This window comes from Yersinia sp. Marseille-Q3913 (assembly GCF_963892745.1).
Lineage (GTDB): Bacteria > Pseudomonadota > Gammaproteobacteria > Enterobacterales > Enterobacteriaceae > Yersinia > Yersinia bercovieri.
The window spans coordinates 1-21,666 of record NZ_CAWQAF010000044.1; the positions used below are offsets into that span (position 1 = coordinate 1).

A 21,666-nucleotide genomic window follows, 5' to 3' on the forward strand; every position below is an offset into this window, starting at 1 on the left:
CAGAAGCTAAAAGGCCTGAGTCCGGTAGAGTATCGAACTCAGGCCCAGATAACCGCCTGACAAACCGTCCAACTTTATGGGGTCAGTTCATCGAGTCTGGCTTAAGCGCTTTAGCCACTGTTACTGATTGAGCATAATCGCCCGAACTCTATCTAAATCTTCTTGAGTATCAACCCCTACCGCCGGCACGGCTTTGGCGACCGCCACGTGGATTTTCTCGCCATACCACAGCACACGAAGTTGTTCTAACAGTTCGATTTGCTCAAGTTTACTCGGTGCCCAGTTAACATAACGGCGGATAAAACCGGCACGATAGGCGTAGATACCAATATGACGCAAGAAACAGTCGCCAATGCTCTCTTTTGATTGCGCAAAACGCTCTCTTTCCCACGGAATAGCGGCACGGGAGAAATAGAGCGCATAACCTTGAGCATCCATCACCACTTTGACCGCATTAGGGTTAAATGCTTCTTCGCTGTTTTCAATTGGCACTGCCAGTGTTGCCATACCAGCACTACATGCCGCCAGGTTATCAGCTACCTGGCGAATAATAACGGGTGGTATCAGGGGTTCATCACCCTGCACATTGACGATAATATCATCATCCGCAAAGCCATAACGTTCAATGACTTCCGCTAAACGCTCAGTACCTGATTGATGATCTGCGCGGGTCAGGCACACTTCGCCCCCCACGGCTTCAACGGCTTTAACCACTTCCGGATGATCTGTTGCCACAATCACCCGAGAAGCGCCAGATGCCAGCGCGCGCTCCATCACATGGACGACCATCGGTTTGCCAGCAATATCAGCCAATGGCTTACCGGGTAAACGGGTTGAAGCATAGCGAGCGGGAATTATGGCAATAAAACTCATGCGTGCTTCTCATCAATTGACAGTGGGCGGGCTTCGTTTTCCAACAATACCGGAATGCCATCGCGCACCGGGTAGGCCAGATTGTCAGCCTTACATACCAGCTCAAGATTTTCTTTATTGAAGTACAACTTGCCGTTGCAGACCGGACAGGCAACGATTTCGAGTAAACGATGATCCATACATCCCCCAGAGTGGAGTTTAGCCAGCAGGAAAGTTGTCGAGGATACCATATCCGTAGATGCAGGTTAACTGCGTCGACACCGTCATACATATCAACGATTAATAACAAGCAGTTATGTTAATTAGCATCAATATAAGTAAATACGCGCCCTAATCAGGAGAGATAAATGTTGGGTTTGTTATTGATATGTTGAATGGCGAGGAGTAGAATTTGTGACCTACATCACAAAATTGTGTATATCGAGTAAGAAATGAAAGTATTCCATAAAATCATTGCGCTGTTTGCTAACTTCAGCAACTAAGCCGCAAAAATACAAATAGAAGCACCTGCAAAATCGCCCGGCAATCAGTGCGTTGGTTGAATAGAGGCAAAAAAACTAACGGCTACCCTTGGGTAGCCGTTTGCTTAGAAAGCAATCACATCTGCTGCTGACGGCCCATGAATACTACGATAAGTAGAGAATTCCACATCCTGCCCTTCACTCAGTGATCTGTTTTTGGTGTTGGCAATGGCTGTCTTACTTACATACACATCCAAACTACCATCGTGTGGTGAAATGAAGCCGTAACCTTCAGACTGATTGAACCATTTCACGCGACCCATTTTTAACGTCATAATAAATTTCCTTTTACTGGGCATCCTAACAACTCATTTTTATTTATTGTTTAGATGCAGTTGCCCATCCTAAAGTTTTCTGATTAAACCTCTATGAGCTTGATTGTATGAAAAAACCCGCATAAGTACGGGCCTTAAAATTTTGCTATCCGGATAAATAATTAGCACCTATGTATAATTACTTTCCAAAATAATCCAAACATTATTGTTCTGAATGACCAACAATATCTGTAACCACCACCCACGCAGCTTTATCTGCCATAAGGCACTCAGCGCTAGTGGGAATAAATAATAGTGGGGCTGCTTATAAACATTACTTATGGGAGTTACTATCGGAGATACTAGAAGATTCGCCTTTGAAGCGGTATCGAAAGATAACGTCTTGGGGGGAACTGCTCTGCTTTACTCTCGTACAGGTTTACACATAAATAGGTCTGTATCACAGGCCAGCGGCTATTAACTCACAAAAAAGAACACCGTGCAACTATTTTATCTGGATTTATGCATTAAATCGCAGCATGAATGAGATGCTACGCATAAAAAACCAATATTCTCCGCTGCTTACCAGCCAATTTATCGATATCAACCTAAAATGAAAACTGAATATACCTGCGCCGCAGACACCATTATCTGGCGGTTACGGCCCCGATAGGCAAGAAGGAGCGACCTGATTATGAGCCACCCGCTATTTATCCATCCCGATGAGATCCGCGCCAGATTCTCACGCGCCATGTCCGATATGTATCAGGCCGAAGTCCCACTTTACGGTAGCTTATTACAGTTGGTTGCCGACACCAATAAACAGACGATAAATCAGCAACCTGCACTAGCGCGCCAGCTGCGCCAAACAGGAGAGATTGAACGGCTTAGCATGGAGCGGCACGGCGCTATTCGCGTGGGGACTGCTACTGAACTTGCGATGCTACGCCGCCTTTTCGCCGTGATGGGCATGGAAGCTGTCGGCTATTATGACCTGGCTCCTGCGGGTGTGCCGGTGCACTCGACGGCCTTCCGTGCGGTGCATGAAGCTTCGCTACAAATCTGTCCGTTCAGAATTTTTACGTCATTACTGCGTTTGGAGTTGATTGAGCAACCTGAGTTGCGGCAACGGGCTGCCGATATTTTGGCAAAAAGATCAATTTTCACCTCGCGAGCTATCGAGTTGATTATTCAGTCTGAAACCGCTGGCGGGCTGACCAGTAGCGAGGCCGATGATTTTACCACTCAGTCACTAGAGACGTTCCGCTGGCATAATCAAGCAACGGTCAGTGCTGAAGTCTATCAGCAACTACATGACCAGCATCGATTGCTTGCCGATGTGGTGGCTTTCAAAGGGCCGCATATTAACCACCTGACCCCACGTACGTTGAATATCGACGCCGTACAATTGGCGATGCCTCAGCATAATATTACCCCTAAGGCGGTGATTGAAGGCCCCCCACCACGCAACTGCCCAATACTGCTACGACAAACCAGTTTTAAAGCGCTGGAGGAGAAAATCGCGTTTGTCTCCACCGATGGGCAGGTCATTCAGGGGTATCACACCGCCCGGTTTGGCGAGATAGAGCAACGCGGAGCCGCATTGACAGCCAAGGGCCGCAGCCTATATGACCGTTTGCTTCAAGCAGCACAGGATCAATTGCAAGTTCCCGCGAATGAAAAAAATGCCGCACAATACATGACTATTCTTAGCGAGCAATTTAGTCAGTTTCCAGATAATTATCAGGCGATGCGTGCCGAGAAGCTCGCTTTCTTCCGCTATTTCCCCACAGAAAAAAGCCGTAGCGTACCGACCGAATCAATACAATCGTTGACGCTAGATGAGTTAATTGACGCGGAGATCATCCAATATGAACCTTTGGTCTATGAGGATTTTCTGCCAGTCAGTGCTGCCGGTATTTTTCAGTCGAATTTAGGGGATAAAGGGCAGAGTCATTTTGCCGAACACTCCAGTCAGCAAGATTTTCAGCGTGATTTGGGTATAGCGGTGATGGATGAATTACAACTGTACGAAGAGACTCAGCAGCGTTCACTTAGGATATGTGCAACAGCTCTGAAGCTCGCGCAGCTGAATGTATAGCGCTGGGCTATTTTGAATTTGAATGTTGAGATAATGCCTCTATTTTCAGCAGCAAAGATTCAGCCTGATCGGGTGGCAACTGCGCATCTACTGGCAAATACCACCAATTAGGCTGAGCGAAAGTTCGGCATTTGACGGCATCTTTTTCGGTCATCAGTAAAATTTGTGTGCCAGCGGTCAGTGGGCTAAGTTGCACCAATGAATAATCCTGATGGTCGGCAAAGGCATACTCATTTTCAGGCTCAATCCCCAGCATACTCAATGTGGTAAAAAAGCGCGGAGGGTGACCAATACCGGCCATAGCAATGACATGCTGTAACTGCCGTGCCGGCTGACGCTCCCCCGTCGCCAGATTGACCGCCTCCCGTGCGACCAGTTGCATTGGGATCTCTCCCGCTGCGGCGACACCACCATTAGTGATAACCGCATCCACTGAGTGCAATCGCCCTGCCCGTTCGCGCATCGGGCCTGCGGGTAACCACCAGCCGTTGCCAAAACGGCGCACACCATCAATCACCACCAGTTCAACATCGCGCTGTAGTGCATAGTGCTGTAAACCATCATCGGTGATGATAAAGTCCAGCGTATGACATTTCAGTAACGCCTTGATTGCCTCAGCACGTTTTGGCGCTACCGCCACTGGCGCACCAGTGCGTTGAAAAATCAACACCGGTTCATCACCCGCCTGCGCCGTGGTGGTTTCATTAGTCAGCACTAACGGATACACGGCGGACTTACCACCATAACCACGGGAGACTACTCCAACACGGTAGCCCCGTAGTTGTAACTGCTCCACCAGCCAGATGACGACAGGCGTCTTACCATTGCCCCCCGCAGTCAGGTTACCGACAATGATAACCGGAACTGGCGAGCGCCAGGAGCCTCGCAGCCCCAAGCGGTAACTGGCCCGGATAATCCAGCTGATTGCGCCGTATACCCAAGAGAGGGGTAACAGCAGCAAATAGAGCCAGGAGTCTCCTGACCAGATACGCTCAATCATTGGCCGAACTGCATACGGTTAAGTTGGGCATAAGCACCTTGCTTCGCCAACAATTCTGCATGTACACCACGTTCTACGATGCGCCCATCTTCAATAACCAATATTTCATCCGCTTTTTCAATCGTTGATAAACGATGAGCAATAATCAGTGAAGTACGGTTTTTCTGTAGCTCGTCCAGGGCGGCCTGAATTGCCCGCTCAGACTCAGTATCCAGCGCCGAAGTGGCTTCATCCAGAATCAAGATTGGGCAGTCACGTAATAATGCTCGGGCAATGGCAATTCGCTGACGCTGCCCCCCGGAAAGCATCACGCCGTTTTCACCAATAACGGTATCCAGGCCATGATCCATTTTATTGATAAAGTCCATGGCATACGCCATACGAGCAGCTTCTTCGATTTCAGCACGGCTGTACTGATCATCACGGGCGTAAGCGATATTGTTCGCTACTGTGTCATTGAACAGATGAACGTTTTGCGAGACTAACGCAACTTGGTTGCGCAAAGCCCCGAGTCGGTAATCGCGCAGATCGTGTCCATCCAACAAAATACTGCCGTCACTAACATCATAAAAACGGGTTAGCAAATTGGCGATGGTCGACTTACCTGAGCCTGAACGCCCTACCAATGCCACGGTTTTGCCCGCTTCAATGTGCATATTGATATCATTCAGTGCTGGGGTCTCTTTGCCTGGATAGTAGAAGGTCACATGCTGGAATTCGATTTCGCCTCTAGCACGTTCAACTTCCAGTTTACCCTCGTCTTTTTCCTGCTCCATATCCAAAATGGTGAATAACGTTTGGCAAGCAGCCATACCACGCTGGAACTGTGCATTCACATTGGTAAGTGATTTCAATGGGCGCATCAGAGCAATCATTGCAGAGAATACGACAGTGATAGTACCGGCTGTCAGGGTTTCCATCACGCTTGGGAAACTTGCTGCATAGAGCACGAATGCCAAGGCAAAAGAGGCAATTAGCTGAATAATCGGATCAGAAATGGAAGAGGCAGAAACCAGTTTCATTCCCTGCTGGCGCATACGGTTACTGACGGTATCGAAACGTTCGGTTTCAACTTTCTGTCCACCAAAGATCAACACCTCTTTGTGCCCTTTAAGCATTTGCTCGGCACTGGTGGTCACTTCACCCATGGTACTTTGCATATTTTTACTGATATTACGAAAGCGCTTAGAAACCAATCGGATAGAGATCGAAACAATCGGCGCAATGACGATTAAAATCACTGACAGCTGCCAGCTATAATAAAACATCATAATGAACAAACCGATGATAGAAGCCCCTTCCCGCACCACTGTCACCAATGCACTGGAAGATGATGCCGCGACCTGCTCGGAGTCATAGGTAATACGCGATAACAGTGTACCGGTCGATTGCTGGTCAAAAAAGGATACCGGCATCCCCATCATATGGCTGAACAATCGGCGGCGAATATGCATCACCACTTTGCCCGATACCCATGAGATACAGTAGCTGGAAATAAAACCGGTTAGCCCACGAACAACCATCAAACCGATGACGGCCAGTGGCATCCATTTTAAAATTGAGCTATCCGCATGACCGAATCCATCGTCTAGCAATGGTTTCAGCAACGACAACATAAAGGTATCACTGGCAGCATTTAGGATTAATGCTATCGCCGCAACAACAAGACCGGTCTTATAAGGAGTGATCGTTGGCCAGAGGCGACGAAACGTCTGCCAAGTGGATAGATCTTTATCATTCATCATGCAAATACCAGCACCAGAAGAAATAGCGGCCTATTCTACTCATTATGGCCACCAACACCAAACCGCTGATGATACCAGCGTGGCATTAATTGTTCGCGATAACCCTTAACTTGCCAATTATCATTGTAAAAATAAATACTTAACTGCCCGGATACTGATGTTTCTCGCCAAATAATGTTATTTTTTTGATAGCGCTTAATCACTTTTTTCGTTGGTAGCTGCCATTGGTTATAGCGCGCGGCAGAAGCAAACGCCAATTCGGGTTTCACTGCCCGCAGAAAAGGTGCGGTCGAAGAGGTATTACTACCGTGGTGAGGGACTTGCAGCACTGTTGCAGCTAGTTTAGCGCGGGATTGCTTAATCAATTGCAATTCTCCCTGAGTCTCAAGGTCACCGGTCAATAACAAACTGTGTTTGCCATCACCGATGCGAATAACACATGAATCATCATTTTGGGCATTAGTCACCTCTGTTTTAGGCCACAAAACCTCAAAATCTAAACCTTGCCACTGCCAAGTAACCCCTTGTTTACAAGGTAAACTATTTACAATACCGGTTACGGGAAACGGCGCACGAACACTCGCCTGTGGAAAAATGGCCTGAATCTCAGCAAGCCCCCCAGTATGATCCTGATGGTCATGACTTAGAATAATCTGCTCAACAGTAATACCGCGCCATCGCAAATAAGGAAGAATCACTACAGTAGCCATGCTGCCCGTGTTCCAACGATTACCCGTGTCAAAGATAATCGCTTTCCCCTCACGCTCAATAACTATTGCCAGACCATGCCCAATATCCAGCATATCAACGCGCCAGTGATATTCATCACGCCTATGACTGAATAGTGCCAAATTGACACATAGCACCATGACCCCAATGGGATAGCTTCGCCACCATTGGAAACGCCAGATGAGTATGGCTAGCCAGCCACCATAGCCAAGTACAACTGATGTGCCCCCCGTATGCAACCACCCCGATCTCAGTTGATTGAGCGGCAAGAGAACCACGGTAAGTGACATATCGGCCATAAACCAAAATATGCCAGCCATGGTTGGAAGCAGCGTGAATGCCAGCGCCAGCAACATGCAAGGTACAGTAAGCAAAGAAATAAGTGGCACTGCCCATAAATTTGCAGGTATCGAAAATAAGCTGACACCATGAAACAAGCTAATTTGCAGTGGCATCAACAACAGCATCATACCAAATTGCAAATGGAACCACCGGATAACCACCCCAGCCCACCCCACTCGAAAGCGCGCGGAAATGGGCACCCAGTGATACCAACATAGCAAGCTAAATACCGCCAGACAGGAGAGCCAGAAGCTGTCTGAGAGTACGGCGAGTGGTTCGCTCAGTAAAATTAGCGCCAGCCCCCATAACCAGACTTGCCATGTGCTGCATGAAATACCAAATAGCCGGAGCAACAACCACAGAGTTAATGCTATAGCAGCCCTGACTGCCGGTGGATTTGCACCCGCCAACCAAACATATATCATTGCCGCCAGCCAACCAATTAGCAGCGGAAACAGTGGCCCAACCCATTTGACGGGTAATAAGAGTTGTACTGCCCGCGCCAATACTCCTCCGAATAGAGCTGCCAGAGCAATGTGCAGCCCCGAAATCGCCATCAGGTGTGCTGTCCCGGTATCACGTAAAAGCGCCCATTGTGGCTTATCCAGCTGTTTCCTTTCACCAAAAGCCAGCGCCAGCAATGTCTGTCGCTGATCATAGGGCGCTAGCTGCTGTTCAATGGCGCTGATGGCCTGCTGGCGCAGATTGCAGCGTCCATCAAGTAACTCAGCCTTAATAATACGTCCTTGCAATGGATGGCGGTTTGCTATTGCCCAGCGTTGGCTGTCAAAGCCACCTTCATTTAATAAGCTGTGAACGGCCCGCATCCGCAAGCTCAACGACCATAGTTGTCCAGCGCAATGATGCTCAAGCGCATTTACCCCATGTACGACGACCGCGATAGGGGGAAAGACTCGTTGTCCATTAACTTGTTGAATGCCCAATAGGACTTTTTTATCTTCGACCCATGTAAGACGCGAACTATTTATTGTTGCGACTATTTGCTGCTCGCCCTGAGTTAATGCTCCAATTTGTGCCAGCACCCTATTTCCGTGCCAACTCCCCCATATAAAACTGATCATGACTAATGCCAAAAATTGGCAATAGCTATTACGGATTAACCCGAGTAGTCCGCCTAACATCAGCAACGCGCCAATAATATTGGCTCCGGGCAACTGAGGTAGCAAGATAAGAGGTAATAACCCGACGACTATAGCAGCCGCCGCCTGATCGATTGATAAAGTGATAATAAGCCGTCCATTGTCGCCTACCAGATAGCCTCATGCCATCCGTTCATCTCACAGAGAATAAGTGGATTTTCTACGTTGATGAGTCATGCTGCCAGTACAAAATGCAAGAGTTCAGAGCCAGTTCGCTAACTCTTTTACCCTGTTGCAAAAATAGTGGAGGAAATGCGGGATGTATCTAAAAAAGAAGTGATTTATTTATCGGGAAGGCCGGATATGACGGACAACAGCATTGAGGGATAAAAAAGAAAAACGGTGCCGCGAGAGGCACCGTTTCTTATCAGCGTGTATACCTTAAAACATGAAGTCGCAGCTTGTTAGCGACAACTCCACGTTCTTTGGGCACACATAATAACGCGGTAAGTCGTAAACAACTTAACCGTAGATATTAGCGCGATCACGCAATTCTTTACCTGGCTTAAAGTGTGGAACGTACTTACCTTCCAACTCAACTTTAGCGCCAGTCTTTGGATTACGGCCAACACGCGGAGCACGGTAGTGAAGAGAAAAACTGCCAAATCCTCGGATCTCAATGCGCTCACCTTCAGCTAGTGTTCCAGCCATATGTTCAAGCATTTCTTTCACTGCATCCTCAACGGCCTTAGCCGGTACATGAGATTGCTGGCCAGCAAGTCTTTCAATAAGTTCAGACTTGGTCATATTACCTCCAAGCTTTGCAGCTAAACTACCGTATAGGGGCGGAAAAACCGCCCCCCGTTATTACTCGCCTTTTGCAGCTTTGAACGCTTCTGCCATTGCGCTAGAGAAGTTGCCTTCTTCTGGCTTGTTGTTAACTGTAGCAATAGCATCTTTCTCATCAGCTTCGTCTTTAGCACGAACAGACAGGCTGATTACGCGGTTTTTGCGGTCAACGCCAGTATATTTGGCTTCAACTTCATCACCTACGTTCAGAACCAGCGTTGCATCTTCAACGCGGTCGCGAGTTGCTTCGGAAGCACGCAGATAACCTTCTACGCCGCCAGCCAATTCAACTGTAGCACCTTTAGCGTCAACTGCAGTTACTTTACCAGTAACAATAGCACCTTTCTTGTTAACAGACAGGTAGTTATTGAACGGGTCTTCTGCCAGTTGTTTCACGCCCAAGGAGATACGTTCGCGTTCTGCGTCAACTTGCAGAACAACAGCTGCGATTTCGTCGCCTTTCTTGTATTCACGAACTGCTTCTTCGCCTGCAACGTTCCAGGAGATGTCAGACAGGTGAACCAGGCCGTCGATGCCGCCGTCCAGGCCGATGAAGATACCGAAGTCAGTGATAGACTTGATTTTACCTTCAACACGGTCGTTTTTGTTGTGGGTTTCTGCAAACAGCTGCCATGGGTTAGATTTGCACTGTTTCAGGCCCAGAGAAATACGACGACGCTCTTCATCGATGTCCAGAACCATAACTTCCACTACGTCGCCAACGTTAACAACTTTAGACGGGTGAATGTTTTTGTTGGTCCAATCCATTTCTGAAACGTGTACCAGACCTTCAACGCCTTCTTCGATCTCTACGAAGCAGCCGTAATCAGTCAGGTTAGTTACACGGCCAGTCAGCTTAGTGCTTTCTGGGTAACGTTTAGCGATAGCAACCCATGGATCTTCGCCCAGCTGTTTCAAGCCAAGGGATACACGAGTACGTTCGCGGTCGAATTTCAGAACTTTAACAGTGATTTCGTCGCCCACATTGACAATTTCGCTTGGGTGTTTAACACGTTTCCAAGCCATGTCAGTAATGTGCAGCAAGCCATCAACACCGCCCAGATCAACGAATGCGCCGTAGTCAGTCAGGTTCTTAACGATACCCTTGACTTCCATGCCTTCTTGCAGGTTTTCCAGCAATTGATCGCGCTCAGCGCTGTTCTCAGATTCGATAACTGCACGACGAGAAACAACGACGTTGTTGCGTTTCTGATCCAGCTTGATGACTTTGAACTCAAGCTCTTTGCCTTCCAGATGCAGAGTATCGCGAACTGGACGCACATCAACCAGTGAACCAGGCAGGAACGCACGGATACCGTTCAGTTCGACTGTAAAGCCGCCCTTCACTTTGCCGTTGATCACACCAGTAACGGTTGCAGCTTCTTCGTAAGCCTTTTCCAGCATCAGCCATGCTTCGTGACGCTTAGCTTTCTCACGGGACAGCAGAGTTTCACCGAAGCCGTCTTCAACAGCGTCCAGTGCAACGTCAACTTCGTCGCCGACTTGAATTTCCAGTTCGCCTTGCGCGTTCTTGAACTGTTCTGCTGGAATTGCTGACTCAGATTTCAGACCGGCGTCAACCAGTACGATATCTTTATCGATAGAAACAACAACACCACGGACGATAGAGCCCGGACGTGTTTCAATTGTTTTCAGGGATTCTTCAAAGAGTTGAGCAAAAGATTCTGTCATGTTTATAATCTTCAGGATTCTTAAGTTTAACGTCCATCTAGCATCCCGCCGGATGGGGTTGTTTCACATGCCTCGCCACATATCCTTGCAGTAAGGTTAAAGTGCTCATCAAAAATAATTTTAATTAAAAAATAAATCGTTGAGAGCTCAGAACTGACCGCATTGACGTCATTTTTTTAACGGCAACGCTAGAATTCGTTGGGCATAAGCCAGCGCCTGTTCGATCACCTGCTCGATTGACATACTGGTTGAATCCAGTACCAACGCATCCGCAGCAGGGACTAAAGGTGCAATAGACCGATTACGATCGCGAGAGTCTCGCTCCTGTATCTCGGCTAAAAGACGTTCAAAGTTAACATTAAACCCCTTTTCCTGCAACTGTAGCATACGTCGGTGCGCACGTTCTTGCGAACTTGCATCAAGAAATATTTTTACCGGTGCATCAGGAAAGACCACGGTGCCCATATCTCGGCCATCGGCAATCAAGCCAGGCGCTTCACGAAATGCCCGTTGGCGGCGTAATAATGCCTCACGGACACGTGGAAAAGCAGCGGCCTGGGATGCGGTGTTACCCACAGTTTCGGTGCGGATCTCATTACTGACATCCTCACCTTCTAAGATCACTTTTAACTGCCCATTCTGTGAGACAAAACGAACATCGAGATGTGCGGCAAGTGGTACTAATGCCTCTTCGGTGCTGATATCAACCTGATGATGCAGCGCCGCTAAAGCCAAAACTCGGTAGATCGCACCAGAATCCAGCAAACGCCAGTCCAACGATTCAGCCAATGCTTTGCAAAGCGTACCTTTACCTGCACCACTTGGTCCATCAACGGTTATCACCGGGGCTATCGCCGTCATTTCTCTCTCCTTTCGGTAGGCAAAACCTCTTGTCTACCCCATCGGGCAAACACAGGAGCAACATTATACGCCGCATCGATGTGAACTGTTACCCCACCCTGGTTCAGTTGCTGAAAATAAGACCACGGCTGTGGCAGGAGTGTAGAAGAGATGGGAAAGATAACCAGAAAAAATATTTATTATTTATGGATTCACGAAAGAGATAAGTGATGGCAGGTAATAAAACAGTCTGTTATCGGCTAAAGAGTGGGCACCTATGGGTGCCCATTTTATGCCGATAGGTTAGCCTGGCTGACTCAATCGGGCTAACTGCTCGAAGTAGTCAGGGAAGGTCTTCGCGGTGCATTTGGGGTCAAGGATGGTTATTGGGATATCGGATAACGCCACCAGTGAGAAACACATCGCCATGCGGTGGTCATTATAGGTTCCGATCTCTGCGGTGATTAACTGCGCAGGGGGGACGACGCGAATATAGTCTTCGCCCTCTTCGACTTGCGCCCCCACTTTTCTTAGCTCAGTTGCCATAGCCGATAAGCGGTCTGTCTCTTTTACCCGCCAGTTATAGATATTACGAATAACAGTCGGGCCATCAGCGAATAGTGCCGTAGTTGCAATGGTCATTGCCGCATCAGGAATGTGGTTCATATCCATATCAATGCCGTGTAATTCACCACGGCTGCACTCAATGAAATCGTCGCCCCAAGTCACTTTTGCGCCCATTTTTTCCAGCACATCAGCAAACCGGATGTCGCCCTGCACACTTTTTTTGCCGATACCCGTGACACGCACTGTGCCGCCTTTAATCGCAGCGGCGGCCAGGAAATAGGAGGCTGAAGAGGCATCGCCTTCAACCAAATAGGTCCCTGGGGTACAATAAGTCTGGCCCCCCTTAATATGGAAGATTTGGTAGTTCTCATGCTTGACATCCACACCAAAGGCGTTCATCAGGTGCAGGGTAATATCGATATAGGGCTTGGAAACCAGCTCACCCTGAATCTGAATTTCGGTGTCCTGTTCAGCCAGCGGGGCCGCCATGAGTAGTGCCGTCAGGAATTGGCTGGAGACACTGCCATCAACCGTCAGGTTGCCACCATAAAAGCCGCCACGTAAGCGCAACGGTGGGTAGTTTTCTTGCTCCAGATAATCAATCTGCGCGCCCCCCTGGCGCAATGCATCCACCAGATGACCAATTGGCCGCTCTTTCATACGCGGTTCGCCGGTTAACACAATATCGCTATTTCCCAGGCACAGGGCGGCTGCCAATGGCCGCATTGCCGTTCCCGCATTCCCCAGGAAGAGTTCCAATGGCCTCTGTGCTGCTAACTTACCGCCAACACCATCAACTTCACAGCGGGTACGATCAGCGGAGAGACGGACATTCACCCCCAGCGCCTGTAAGGCATTGAGCATGTGGCGAATATCATCACTGTCTAGCAGGTTATTCAACTGGGTAGTCCCTTCGGCCAGCGCAGCCAGAAGAAGTGCACGGTTAGAAACACTTTTAGATCCGGGTAAATTAACGGTGCCATTAATCAGGGCGATAGGTTGTAACGTCAGGGATTCCAGCATGGGAAAAGTACTCTCCAGTCTTCAATGAGCAACAGCCCCGCATAGAGCGGAGCTGTCGTTATGGCAGATTAAATTATTATAAATTAATGCGTTATAAGTTAATGGATGATATCGGCCCTGAGCCATCAACCATCAGCCATGGCGGCGTTCAAAGTCAGCCATAAAATCTGTTAATGCTTTAACGCCTTCGATTGGCATCGCGTTATAGATCGAAGCACGCATTCCGCCGGCCACGCGGTGTCCTTTCAAAGCTTGCAAGCCTTGCGCTTCGGCCTCACTCAAGAACACTTTGTCCAATGAGGCATCAGCCATTTGGAACGGCACATTCATCCAAGAGCGGTTAGCTTTCACCACCTGATTGCGGTAGAAACCTGTGCCGTCGATAGCGCTATAGAGTAATTCGGCTTTGGCCTGATTACGTTTTTCCATTGCGCCCAAACCACCCTGCTCTTTCAGCCACTTAAAGACCAGGCCGGAGAGATACCAGGCGAAGGTTGGCGGGGTATTGAACATAGAGTCGTTTTCAGCCAGCACTTTATAATCAAGGATCGATGGCAACTCAGTACGCGCTTTACCTAACAAATCGTCACGTACGATAACCACTGTCAGGCCCGCTGGACCAATATTTTTCTGTGCACCCGCATAAATCACGCCATAGCGGCTGACATCAATCGGGCGAGAGAGAATTGATGATGAGTAGTCGGCAACCACTACCTTATTACCGAAATCAGGCTCTTCGTTAATCGCCAGGCCATCAATGGTCTCATTCGGGCAGTAATGCACATAGACAGCATTATCATTCAACTTCCACTGTTTCATCGGCTGAATGCCCGTCACACCGTTATCGTGGGTCGTCACATCAATAACATTAGGTGTGCAGTATTTTTGTGCTTCTTTAACTGCACTGTGTGCCCAGTAGCCGCCGTCGATATAATCAGCACTTTTGCTGTCGCCGAGTAGGTTCAATGGCACGGCTGCGAACTGCGCCCGCGCGCCACCGTGGCAGAATAACACTCTATAATTAGCTGGGATTTGCATCAGATCGCGCAGATCTTTTTCTGCTTCTTCAGCTACCTGCATAAATTCTTTACTGCGGTGACTGATCTCCATCACCGACGTTCCAAGACCATGCCAGTTGCGTAATTCTTGTTCCGCACGACGTAAAACTTCGACCGGTAGCATCGCCGGGCCCGCGCTAAAATTATAAACTTGTGTCATTTCCCCTCACCACACTCTACTGAGATTGCCATCATTATCCTGACTCGGTTTTATCATTCGAGTCCGCCTGCTGCAATGGTTATTCGTCTGAGAGGGAGAAACTGTGGTGCTTTAATGATACGGAGGCCGAAGCCTCCGTCGAAGAGTTACCCGATCAATAGGCGTGGAATAGCTTTTGGATCTCTTGCGGTTTTTGCGTTTGGGTTAATGCCAATTGCAGCAACACGCGAGCTTTTTGTGGATTCAGAGAGCCAGAGGCGACAAAACCATATTTGGTATCGTCAACTTCTGCATCTTCGGTGGTCGAGCCGGTCGGCACACGGGATGAGCGCACAACAGCCACACCATTATGAGCCGCTGTTGCCAGTGTATCGAACACCGTGTGGTAAAGATTACCGTTGCCAACACCGGCGCTAACAATGCCTTGGTAGCCATCGGCAATCAGTGCTTTGGCCGGAACATCAGACGCATTGGCGTAGTTATAAATAATGCCAACTTTCGGTAGTGTCTCCAGCTTGCTGATATCGAAAGCTGGTTGTCTTGGCGCAGGTTGATGCAGATAATTCACTTTGCCATCATAGACGTAACCCAGTGAACCAGTATTCGGCGACTGGAAGGTTTGTACCGAGGTGGTATTGGTTTTCATCACATCACGGCCCGCCAGTACCTGGTCATTCATTGCCACCAGCACGCCACGTTTGGCTGAATTGGCGTCACTGGCAACCACCACGGCATTGTAAAGATTCAGCGGGCCATCTGCGCCCAGAGCTGTGGCAGGTCGCATTGCGCCAACCATGACCACTGGCTTATCGCATTTAACTGTTAAATCAAGGAAATAGGCGGTTTCTTCCAGTGTATCGGTGCCATGGGTGATCACGAATCCATCTGTTTTGGCACAATCGGCATTAATTTTTTTCGCCAACTTCAGCCAGACTTCATCATTCATATCCTGAGAACCAATATTTACCACTTGCTCGCCCTGAATATTAGCGAGTTTTTTCATTTCAGGAACCGCGTTCACCAAGGCGTCGACCCCCAGTTTTCCCGCAGTGTAGTTAGATTTGGTGGCTGAATCACCGCCACCCGCGATAGTTCCCCCGGTTGCCAATAAGGTAATATTGGGTAGCGCAAAGGCCGAACCGCTGATCCCTGCTAAGATCCCAGCTAATACCGTTAGCTTTATAGATTCCATATTTATGACTCCATTTATTTATAAGCTAGCGAATTATCCGGAATATCCACATCAAAACTGTGACAATTGCTGTACTTTAGGAATACGTGGAGCTATTAACTAAAACCCCGTATGATTGCGCGTTTTTAGTACCGCCAAAAAGTGACGACAATGACCCAAACCTTTATTCCCGGCAAAGATGCCGCGCTGGAAGACTCCATCTCCCGCTTTCAGCAAAAACTGAGTGACCTCGGCTTTAATATCGAAGAAGCCTCCTGGCTCAACCCGGTTCCTCACGTTTGGTCGGTACATATCCGCGACCGCGACTGCCCGCTGTGCTTTACCAACGGCAAAGGTGCCAGCAAGAAAGCGGCACTGGCTTCGGCCTTGGGTGAATATTTCGAGCGCTTATCCACCAACTATTTCTTCGCGGATTTCTATCTTGGCAGAGCCATTGCCGAAGGCGATTTCGTCCATTATCCAAATGAAAAATGGTTCCCGATCCCTGAAGATGATCTACTGCCGGAAGGTATTCTGGATGAGCGCCTGCTGGCGTTTTACGACTCAGAACAGGAGTTGGTCGCCAGTGATCTGGTGGATTTGCAGTCCGGTAATGCCAAACGCGGTATCTGCTCGCTGCCATTCACCCGCCAATCAGATTTAGAAACCGTCTACATTCCGATGAATATTATCGGCAACCTGTATGTTTCAAACGGCATGTCTGCGGGGAATACCGCCAACGAAGCCCGCGTGCAAGCACTGTCGGAAGTCTTTGAGCGCTATGTGAAAAACCGCATTATCGCGGAGTCCATCAGCTTGCCAGAGATCCCGGCAGAGGTGCTAAATCGCTATCCGGGTGTGGTGGAAGCTATCGCCAAACTGGAAGAGGAAGGTTTCCCGATCCTCTCTTACGATGCTTCTTTAGGTGGCGCGTACCCGGTTATCTGTGTGGTGCTGTTTAACCCATCAAACGGCACCTGTTTTGCTTCCTTCGGCGCCCACCCAGACTTTGGTGTTGCACTGGAACGTACAGTGACTGAGTTATTGCAGGGCCGTAGCCTGAAAGATCTGGATGTCTTTACCGCACCGACCTTTGATGATGAAGAGGTGGCTGAGCATACCAATCTAGAAACTCACTTTATCGATTCAAGCGGCTTAATCAGCTGGGATATGTTTAAAGAGGATGCCGACTATCCGTTTGTCGACTGGAGCTTTAAAGGCAGCACGGAAGAGGAGTTCGCCACCTTGATGGCCATCTTCAATCAAGAAGATGCTGAAGTGTATATTGCTGACTACGAACATTTAGGTGTTTACGCCTGCCGCATTCTGGTGCCGGGGATGTCTGATATCTACCCTGCCGAAGACCTGCTGATGGCGAACAACACCATGGGCGTGCATCTGCGTGACACCTTACTGGCCCTGCCAGACAGTGATTGGCAACCCGCGCAGTATCTGGAGCTGATCCAACAACTTGATGATGAGGGGCTGGACGACTTCGCCCGTGTGCGCGAACTGCTGGGCATCGCCACCGGTAAAGATAATGGCTGGTATACCTTGCGTGTGGGTGAACTGAAATCCATGCTGGCATTAGCGGGCGGCGACCTGGAGCAAGGGCTGATTTGGCTGGAGTGGACGCAAGATTTTAACTCTTCGGTCTTTACGGCAAAACAGGCGAACTATTACCGTTGCCTGCAAACCTTGCTGCTGCTGACCCAAGAGCCAGATCGTGAACCAATGCAATACCACAGCGCATTTGTGAAGATGTATGGTCAGGAAGCGGTAGAGGCTGCTTCTGCGGCATTAGCGGGTGAAGAGCGCTTCAACGGCCTGTTTAGTGTCGATGAAGATCTGAAAGCATTACCGGCTCATCAGGCGCTGCTCGGCGCCTATGCCAAGTTACAAGCCGCTAAACGCCGCTACTGGGCTAAAGGCGAGTAACCCCTTTACCTCTCCCGCAGATCAATTAGCCATCTGCGGGAGAGGCTCTCTTCGATATCCTCGCCTATTTATTACTGCAATTATTCCTAACGAAAATAAATACCCATCACTGATATCCAACATTTGTTTTTGTCATAAAAAAACGTTATTTTCTGACGCCGCTTATGTGGAAAAACAGCACTATTAAACAAACACTATTTGCCAGCGAGATAAACCAGGCAGAGAGGTGAATAAATAGTTAATTTTTCATGATCGATAATAATAAAAATAACTACAAACACCGCTTTTGGTTAACCTTCTCAACGGCTTCAAAACAGTTCAATCAAAATTATTTGTAAATCTTAAAATATTTTTTCACGTTTAAAATCATAATGTTAAGCTTATTATACGTACAATTTGTAATGATTTAGCCCTAACTAAACTCGTGCAATATGATCCATATCAATTTTCACGCTATACTGCTTTGCTAGTATCTCGTTGTGCTTTATTAACCCTAAAAAGAGAGTTAGTGTGAAAGCTGACAACCCCTTCGATGCATTATTACCTGCGGCAATGGCTAAAGTAGCTGAAGATGCCGGTGTCTATAAAGCCACCAAGCATCCGCTGAAAACTTTTTATTTAGCGATTACTGCTGGCGTGTTTATTTCAATTGCGTTTGTTTTTTATATCACAGCAACTACCGGTACTGCGGGCGTGCCTTTCGGCTTTGCCAAGTTGGTTGGTGGTATTTGTTTCTCCTTGGGGCTAATGTTAGTGGTGGTGTGTGGTGGAGACCTTTTCACCTCTACCGTATTGACCACTGTCGCCAAAGCTAGTGGTCGCATTACCTGGCGTCAACTTGGCTGCAACTGGGTTAATGTCTATATTGGGAACTTGTGCGGAGCACTGTTCTTCGTCGCGCTTATCTGGTTCGCCGGCCAATATACTGTGGCAAATGGTCAATGGGGGCTGAATGTCCTGCAAACAGCTGACCACAAACTACACCATACTTTTATTGAAGCAGTCTGTTTGGGTATTTTGGCTAACTTAATGGTTTGCCTGGCGGTTTGGATGAGTTACTCCGGCCGTACCATAATGGACAAAATGTTCGCGATGATCTTACCGGTGGGCATGTTTGTTGCCAGCGGCTTTGAGCATAGCATCGCCAATATGTTTATGATCCCTATGGGTATTGTGATTAAAAATTTCGCGACGCCTGAGTTTTGGCAATCCATAGGAGCAGCACCAGAGCAATTTGCTAACCTAACTGTAAGTCACTTTGTTATTGATAACCTGATCCCAGTCACTATCGGCAACATCATTGGTGGCGGTTTGTTGGTTGGTTTGACTTACTGGGTAATTTATCTGCGCGGTGACCAGCAACACTAAGTGTGGCCGCACACGGTTTTCGAAGAAATTCACATTAAAAGGTAGATGCATTATGACCGAACTTAATGAAAAATTGGCCAAAGCATGGCAAGGCTTTACCCAGGGTGACTGGCAGAACGAAGTAAACGTTCGTGACTTCATCCAGAAGAACTACACCCCTTATGAAGGCGACGAATCCTTCCTTGCCGGCTCTACCGAAGCGACCGACAAGCTGTGGGCGCAAGTCATGGAAGGCATCAAACTGGAAAACCGCACTCATGCGCCAGTTGATTTCGATACCGACGTTGTGGCGACCATCACTTCACATGATGCTGGCTATATCAACAAAGATCTGGAAACCATCGTTGGTTTGCAGACTGAAAAACCATTAAAACGTGCCCTGATCCCATTCGGCGGCATCAAAATGGTAGAAGGCTCTTGCAAAGTTTACGGTCGTGAGCTTGACCCGCAACTGAAAAAAGTCTTCACCGATTACCGCAAAACGCACAACCAAGGTGTGTTTGACGTCTACACCAAAGATATCCTGAACTGCCGTAAATCAGGTGTACTGACCGGTTTGCCAGATGCCTATGGCCGTGGCCGTATCATCGGTGACTACCGTCGTGTCGCCGTTTACGGTATCGACTACCTGATGAAAGACAAACTGGCTCAGTTCAACTCTTTGCAAGATGATCTGGAGAACGGTAAAGACCTGGAGATGACTATCCAGCTGCGCGAAGAGATTGCTGAACAGCATCGTGCTCTGGCTCAGATCAAAGAGATGGCAGCTAAATATGGTTGCGATATCTCCGGTCCAGCAACCAATGCCCGTGAAGCAGTACAGTGGACTTACTTCGGCTACCTGGCTGCGGTTAAATCGCAAAACGGTGCTGCAATGTCCTTCGGTCGCGTTTCTACTTTCCTTGACGTTTACATCGAACGTGACATGAAAGCGGGCAAACTGACTGAAATCGAAGCGCAAGAGCTGATTGACCATTTGGTAATGAAGCTGCGTATGGTTCGCTTCCTGCGTACCCCTGAGTATGATGAGCTGTTCTCTGGTGACCCAATCTGGGCCACTGAATCACTGGCAGGTATGGGCGTTGATGGCCGTACTCTGGTGACCAAAACCAGCTTCCGCTTCTTGAACACCCTGTACACCATGGGGCCGTCTCCAGAGCCGAACATGACCATTCTGTGGTCTGAAAAACTGCCACTGAACTTCAAAAAATACGCAGCTAAAGTCTCTATTGATACTTCATCTGTACAGTATGAAAACGATGATCTGATGCGCCCTGACTTCAACAACGATGACTATGCTATCGCTTGTTGTGTGAGCCCGATGATTGTCGGTAAGCAAATGCAGTTCTTCGGTGCCCGTGCTAACCTGGCGAAAACCATGTTGTACGCAATCAACGGCGGCGTTGATGAAAAAATGAAGATCCAGGTTGGCCCGAAAGAAGCGCCAATGATGGATGAAGTGCTGGACTATGACAAAGTCATGGAACGCATGGATCACTTTATGGATTGGCTGGCTAAACAATACGTTACCTCGTTGAACATCATTCACTACATGCACGACAAATACAGCTATGAAGCTGCATTGATGGCACTGCATGACCGTGATGTTTATCGCACTATGGCGTGTGGTATCGCAGGTCTGTCTGTTGCTGCTGACTCCCTCTCTGCTATCAAATATGCCAAAGTAAGCACCATTCGTGATGCTGATGGCTTGGCTATCGACTTCAATATCGAAGGCGAATATCCACAGTTTGGTAACAACGATTCACGTGTTGATGACATCGCATGTGACCTGGTTGAGCGCTTCATGAAGAAAATTCAGAAGCTGCGTACTTACCGTGGTGCAGTTGCAACTCAATCCGTGCTGACCATTACCTCTAACGTGGTTTATGGTAAGAAAACCGGTAACACTCCAGATGGTCGCCGTGCGGGTGCTCCATTCGGTCCTGGTGCTAACCCAATGCATGGTCGTGATCAGAAAGGTGCTGTTGCATCCCTGACCTCAGTTGCCAAGCTGCCGTTTGCTTACGCTAAAGATGGTATCTCTTACACCTTCTCTATCGTGCCAAACGCACTGGGTAAAGACGACGAAGTGCGTAAAGCTAACCTGGCGGGTCTGATGGATGGTTACTTCCATCACGAAGCGTCCATCGAAGGTGGTCAACACCTGAACGTGAACGTCATGAACCGTGAAATGCTGTTAGATGCGATGGAAAACCCGGAAAAATATCCGCAGTTGACTATCCGTGTATCAGGTTACGCTGTTCGTTTTAACTCGCTGACCAAAGAACAGCAGCAAGATGTGATCACACGTACATTCACTCAGTCAATATAA

General features: G+C 48.3%; 16 protein-coding genes. 4 read left to right on the forward strand and 12 right to left on the reverse strand.

Going from position 1 to position 21,666, the window contains the following annotated elements:
* Positions 1 to 120: 120 nt before the first annotated feature.
* The 3 genes from kdsB to AACW11_RS14980 all read right to left on the reverse strand — a co-directional run bounded on the left by kdsB (position 121) and on the right by AACW11_RS14980 (position 1,669).
* Complete coding sequence (kdsB, locus tag AACW11_RS14970; RefSeq protein WP_212584605.1) at positions 121 to 873, reverse strand: 3-deoxy-manno-octulosonate cytidylyltransferase; 753 nt, start codon at positions 871 to 873, stop codon at positions 121 to 123.
* Positions 870 to 1,052, reverse strand: a complete 183-nt coding sequence (locus AACW11_RS14975) for a Trm112 family protein (RefSeq protein ID WP_004700032.1) — start codon at positions 1,050 to 1,052, stop codon at positions 870 to 872. The genes kdsB and AACW11_RS14975 overlap by 4 nt, the downstream gene beginning before the upstream one ends.
* 407 nt (positions 1,053 to 1,459) lie before the next feature.
* Positions 1,460 to 1,669 (reverse strand): cold-shock protein, encoded by a 210-nt coding sequence (locus tag AACW11_RS14980; protein WP_212584606.1) that lies wholly within the window; start codon positions 1,667 to 1,669, stop codon positions 1,460 to 1,462.
* A gap of 673 nt (positions 1,670 to 2,342) precedes the next feature.
* On the opposite strand from AACW11_RS14980, the gene hglS reads away from it, so the two are divergent.
* On the forward strand, positions 2,343 to 3,749 hold the full coding sequence (gene hglS, locus AACW11_RS14985) for a 2-oxoadipate dioxygenase/decarboxylase HglS (protein WP_212584607.1): 1,407 nt from the start codon (positions 2,343 to 2,345) through the stop codon (positions 3,747 to 3,749).
* A gap of 7 nt (positions 3,750 to 3,756) precedes the next feature.
* On the opposite strand, the gene lpxK is transcribed toward hglS, so the two are convergent.
* The 9 genes from lpxK to ansB all read right to left on the reverse strand — a co-directional run bounded on the left by lpxK (position 3,757) and on the right by ansB (position 16,046).
* Positions 3,757 to 4,749: a tetraacyldisaccharide 4'-kinase gene (lpxK, locus tag AACW11_RS14990; RefSeq protein WP_212584608.1), complete on the reverse strand. Its 993-nt coding sequence runs from the start codon at positions 4,747 to 4,749 to the stop codon at positions 3,757 to 3,759.
* Complete coding sequence (gene msbA, locus AACW11_RS14995; RefSeq protein ID WP_212584609.1) at positions 4,746 to 6,494, reverse strand: lipid A ABC transporter ATP-binding protein/permease MsbA; 1,749 nt, start codon at positions 6,492 to 6,494, stop codon at positions 4,746 to 4,748. The genes lpxK and msbA overlap by 4 nt, the downstream gene beginning before the upstream one ends.
* A gap of 35 nt (positions 6,495 to 6,529) precedes the next feature.
* Positions 6,530 to 8,839 carry a ComEC family protein gene (locus AACW11_RS15000; protein ID WP_212584770.1) on the reverse strand — a complete coding sequence of 770 codons (2,310 nt, stop codon included), beginning with the start codon at positions 8,837 to 8,839 and terminating at the stop codon, positions 6,530 to 6,532.
* A 348-nt stretch (positions 8,840 to 9,187) separates the two neighbouring features.
* On the reverse strand, positions 9,188 to 9,472 hold the full coding sequence (gene ihfB / locus AACW11_RS15005; protein ID WP_005184672.1) for an integration host factor subunit beta: 285 nt from the start codon (positions 9,470 to 9,472) through the stop codon (positions 9,188 to 9,190).
* Positions 9,473 to 9,532: 60 nt separating this feature from the next.
* Positions 9,533 to 11,206, reverse strand: a complete 1,674-nt coding sequence (gene rpsA, locus AACW11_RS15010) for a 30S ribosomal protein S1 (protein ID WP_004391091.1) — start codon at positions 11,204 to 11,206, stop codon at positions 9,533 to 9,535.
* 168 nt (positions 11,207 to 11,374) lie between these two features.
* Positions 11,375 to 12,067, reverse strand: a complete 693-nt coding sequence (gene cmk, locus AACW11_RS15015; RefSeq protein ID WP_212584610.1) for a (d)CMP kinase — start codon at positions 12,065 to 12,067, stop codon at positions 11,375 to 11,377.
* A 282-nt stretch (positions 12,068 to 12,349) separates the two neighbouring features.
* Positions 12,350 to 13,636 carry a 3-phosphoshikimate 1-carboxyvinyltransferase gene (gene aroA, locus AACW11_RS15020; RefSeq protein WP_212584611.1) on the reverse strand — a complete coding sequence of 429 codons (1,287 nt, stop codon included), beginning with the start codon at positions 13,634 to 13,636 and terminating at the stop codon, positions 12,350 to 12,352.
* A 132-nt stretch (positions 13,637 to 13,768) separates the two neighbouring features.
* The gene (gene serC, locus AACW11_RS15025; protein WP_212584612.1) at positions 13,769 to 14,854 is read right to left on the reverse strand and encodes a 3-phosphoserine/phosphohydroxythreonine transaminase; all 1,086 of its coding nucleotides are present in this window, start codon (positions 14,852 to 14,854) and stop codon (positions 13,769 to 13,771) included.
* A 154-nt stretch (positions 14,855 to 15,008) separates the two neighbouring features.
* Positions 15,009 to 16,046, reverse strand: a complete 1,038-nt coding sequence (gene ansB / locus AACW11_RS15030; RefSeq protein WP_212584613.1) for an L-asparaginase 2 — start codon at positions 16,044 to 16,046, stop codon at positions 15,009 to 15,011.
* Between the two features lie 150 nt (positions 16,047 to 16,196).
* On the opposite strand from ansB, the gene ycaO reads away from it, so the two are divergent.
* The 3 genes from ycaO to pflB all read left to right on the forward strand — a co-directional run bounded on the left by ycaO (position 16,197) and on the right by pflB (position 21,666).
* Positions 16,197 to 17,963, forward strand: coding sequence for a 30S ribosomal protein S12 methylthiotransferase accessory factor YcaO (gene ycaO / locus AACW11_RS15035; protein WP_212584614.1), 1,767 nt, complete (start codon positions 16,197 to 16,199; stop codon positions 17,961 to 17,963).
* A gap of 510 nt (positions 17,964 to 18,473) precedes the next feature.
* Positions 18,474 to 19,331, forward strand: coding sequence for a formate transporter FocA (focA, locus tag AACW11_RS15040; RefSeq protein WP_005275097.1), 858 nt, complete (start codon positions 18,474 to 18,476; stop codon positions 19,329 to 19,331).
* Positions 19,332 to 19,383: 52 nt separating this feature from the next.
* The gene (pflB, locus tag AACW11_RS15045) at positions 19,384 to 21,666 is read left to right on the forward strand and encodes a formate C-acetyltransferase (RefSeq protein ID WP_004873744.1); all 2,283 of its coding nucleotides are present in this window, start codon (positions 19,384 to 19,386) and stop codon (positions 21,664 to 21,666) included.

Excerpts from the sequence above, each read along its gene's own strand:
- serC (WP_212584612.1), bottom strand. The coding sequence starts at position 14,854 with ATGACACAAGTTTATAATTTTAGCGCGGGCCCGGCGATGCTACCGGTC.
- ansB (WP_212584613.1), bottom strand. The coding sequence starts at position 16,046 with ATGGAATCTATAAAGCTAACGGTATTAGCTGGGATCTTAGCAGGGATC.
- cmk (WP_212584610.1), bottom strand. The coding sequence starts at position 12,067 with ATGACGGCGATAGCCCCGGTGATAACCGTTGATGGACCAAGTGGTGCA.
- ycaO (WP_212584614.1), top strand. The coding sequence starts at position 16,197 with ATGACCCAAACCTTTATTCCCGGCAAAGATGCCGCGCTGGAAGACTCC.
- pflB (WP_004873744.1), top strand. The coding sequence starts at position 19,384 with ATGACCGAACTTAATGAAAAATTGGCCAAAGCATGGCAAGGCTTTACC.
- AACW11_RS14980 (WP_212584606.1), bottom strand. The coding sequence starts at position 1,669 with ATGACGTTAAAAATGGGTCGCGTGAAATGGTTCAATCAGTCTGAAGGT.
- hglS (WP_212584607.1), top strand. The coding sequence starts at position 2,343 with ATGAGCCACCCGCTATTTATCCATCCCGATGAGATCCGCGCCAGATTC.
- msbA (WP_212584609.1), bottom strand. The coding sequence starts at position 6,494 with ATGATGAATGATAAAGATCTATCCACTTGGCAGACGTTTCGTCGCCTC.
- AACW11_RS14975 (WP_004700032.1), bottom strand. The coding sequence starts at position 1,052 with ATGGATCATCGTTTACTCGAAATCGTTGCCTGTCCGGTCTGCAACGGC.
- aroA (WP_212584611.1), bottom strand. The coding sequence starts at position 13,636 with ATGCTGGAATCCCTGACGTTACAACCTATCGCCCTGATTAATGGCACC.
- rpsA (WP_004391091.1), bottom strand. The coding sequence starts at position 11,206 with ATGACAGAATCTTTTGCTCAACTCTTTGAAGAATCCCTGAAAACAATT.
- ihfB (WP_005184672.1), bottom strand. The coding sequence starts at position 9,472 with ATGACCAAGTCTGAACTTATTGAAAGACTTGCTGGCCAGCAATCTCAT.
- kdsB (WP_212584605.1), bottom strand. The coding sequence starts at position 873 with ATGAGTTTTATTGCCATAATTCCCGCTCGCTATGCTTCAACCCGTTTA.
- lpxK (WP_212584608.1), bottom strand. The coding sequence starts at position 4,749 with ATGATTGAGCGTATCTGGTCAGGAGACTCCTGGCTCTATTTGCTGCTG.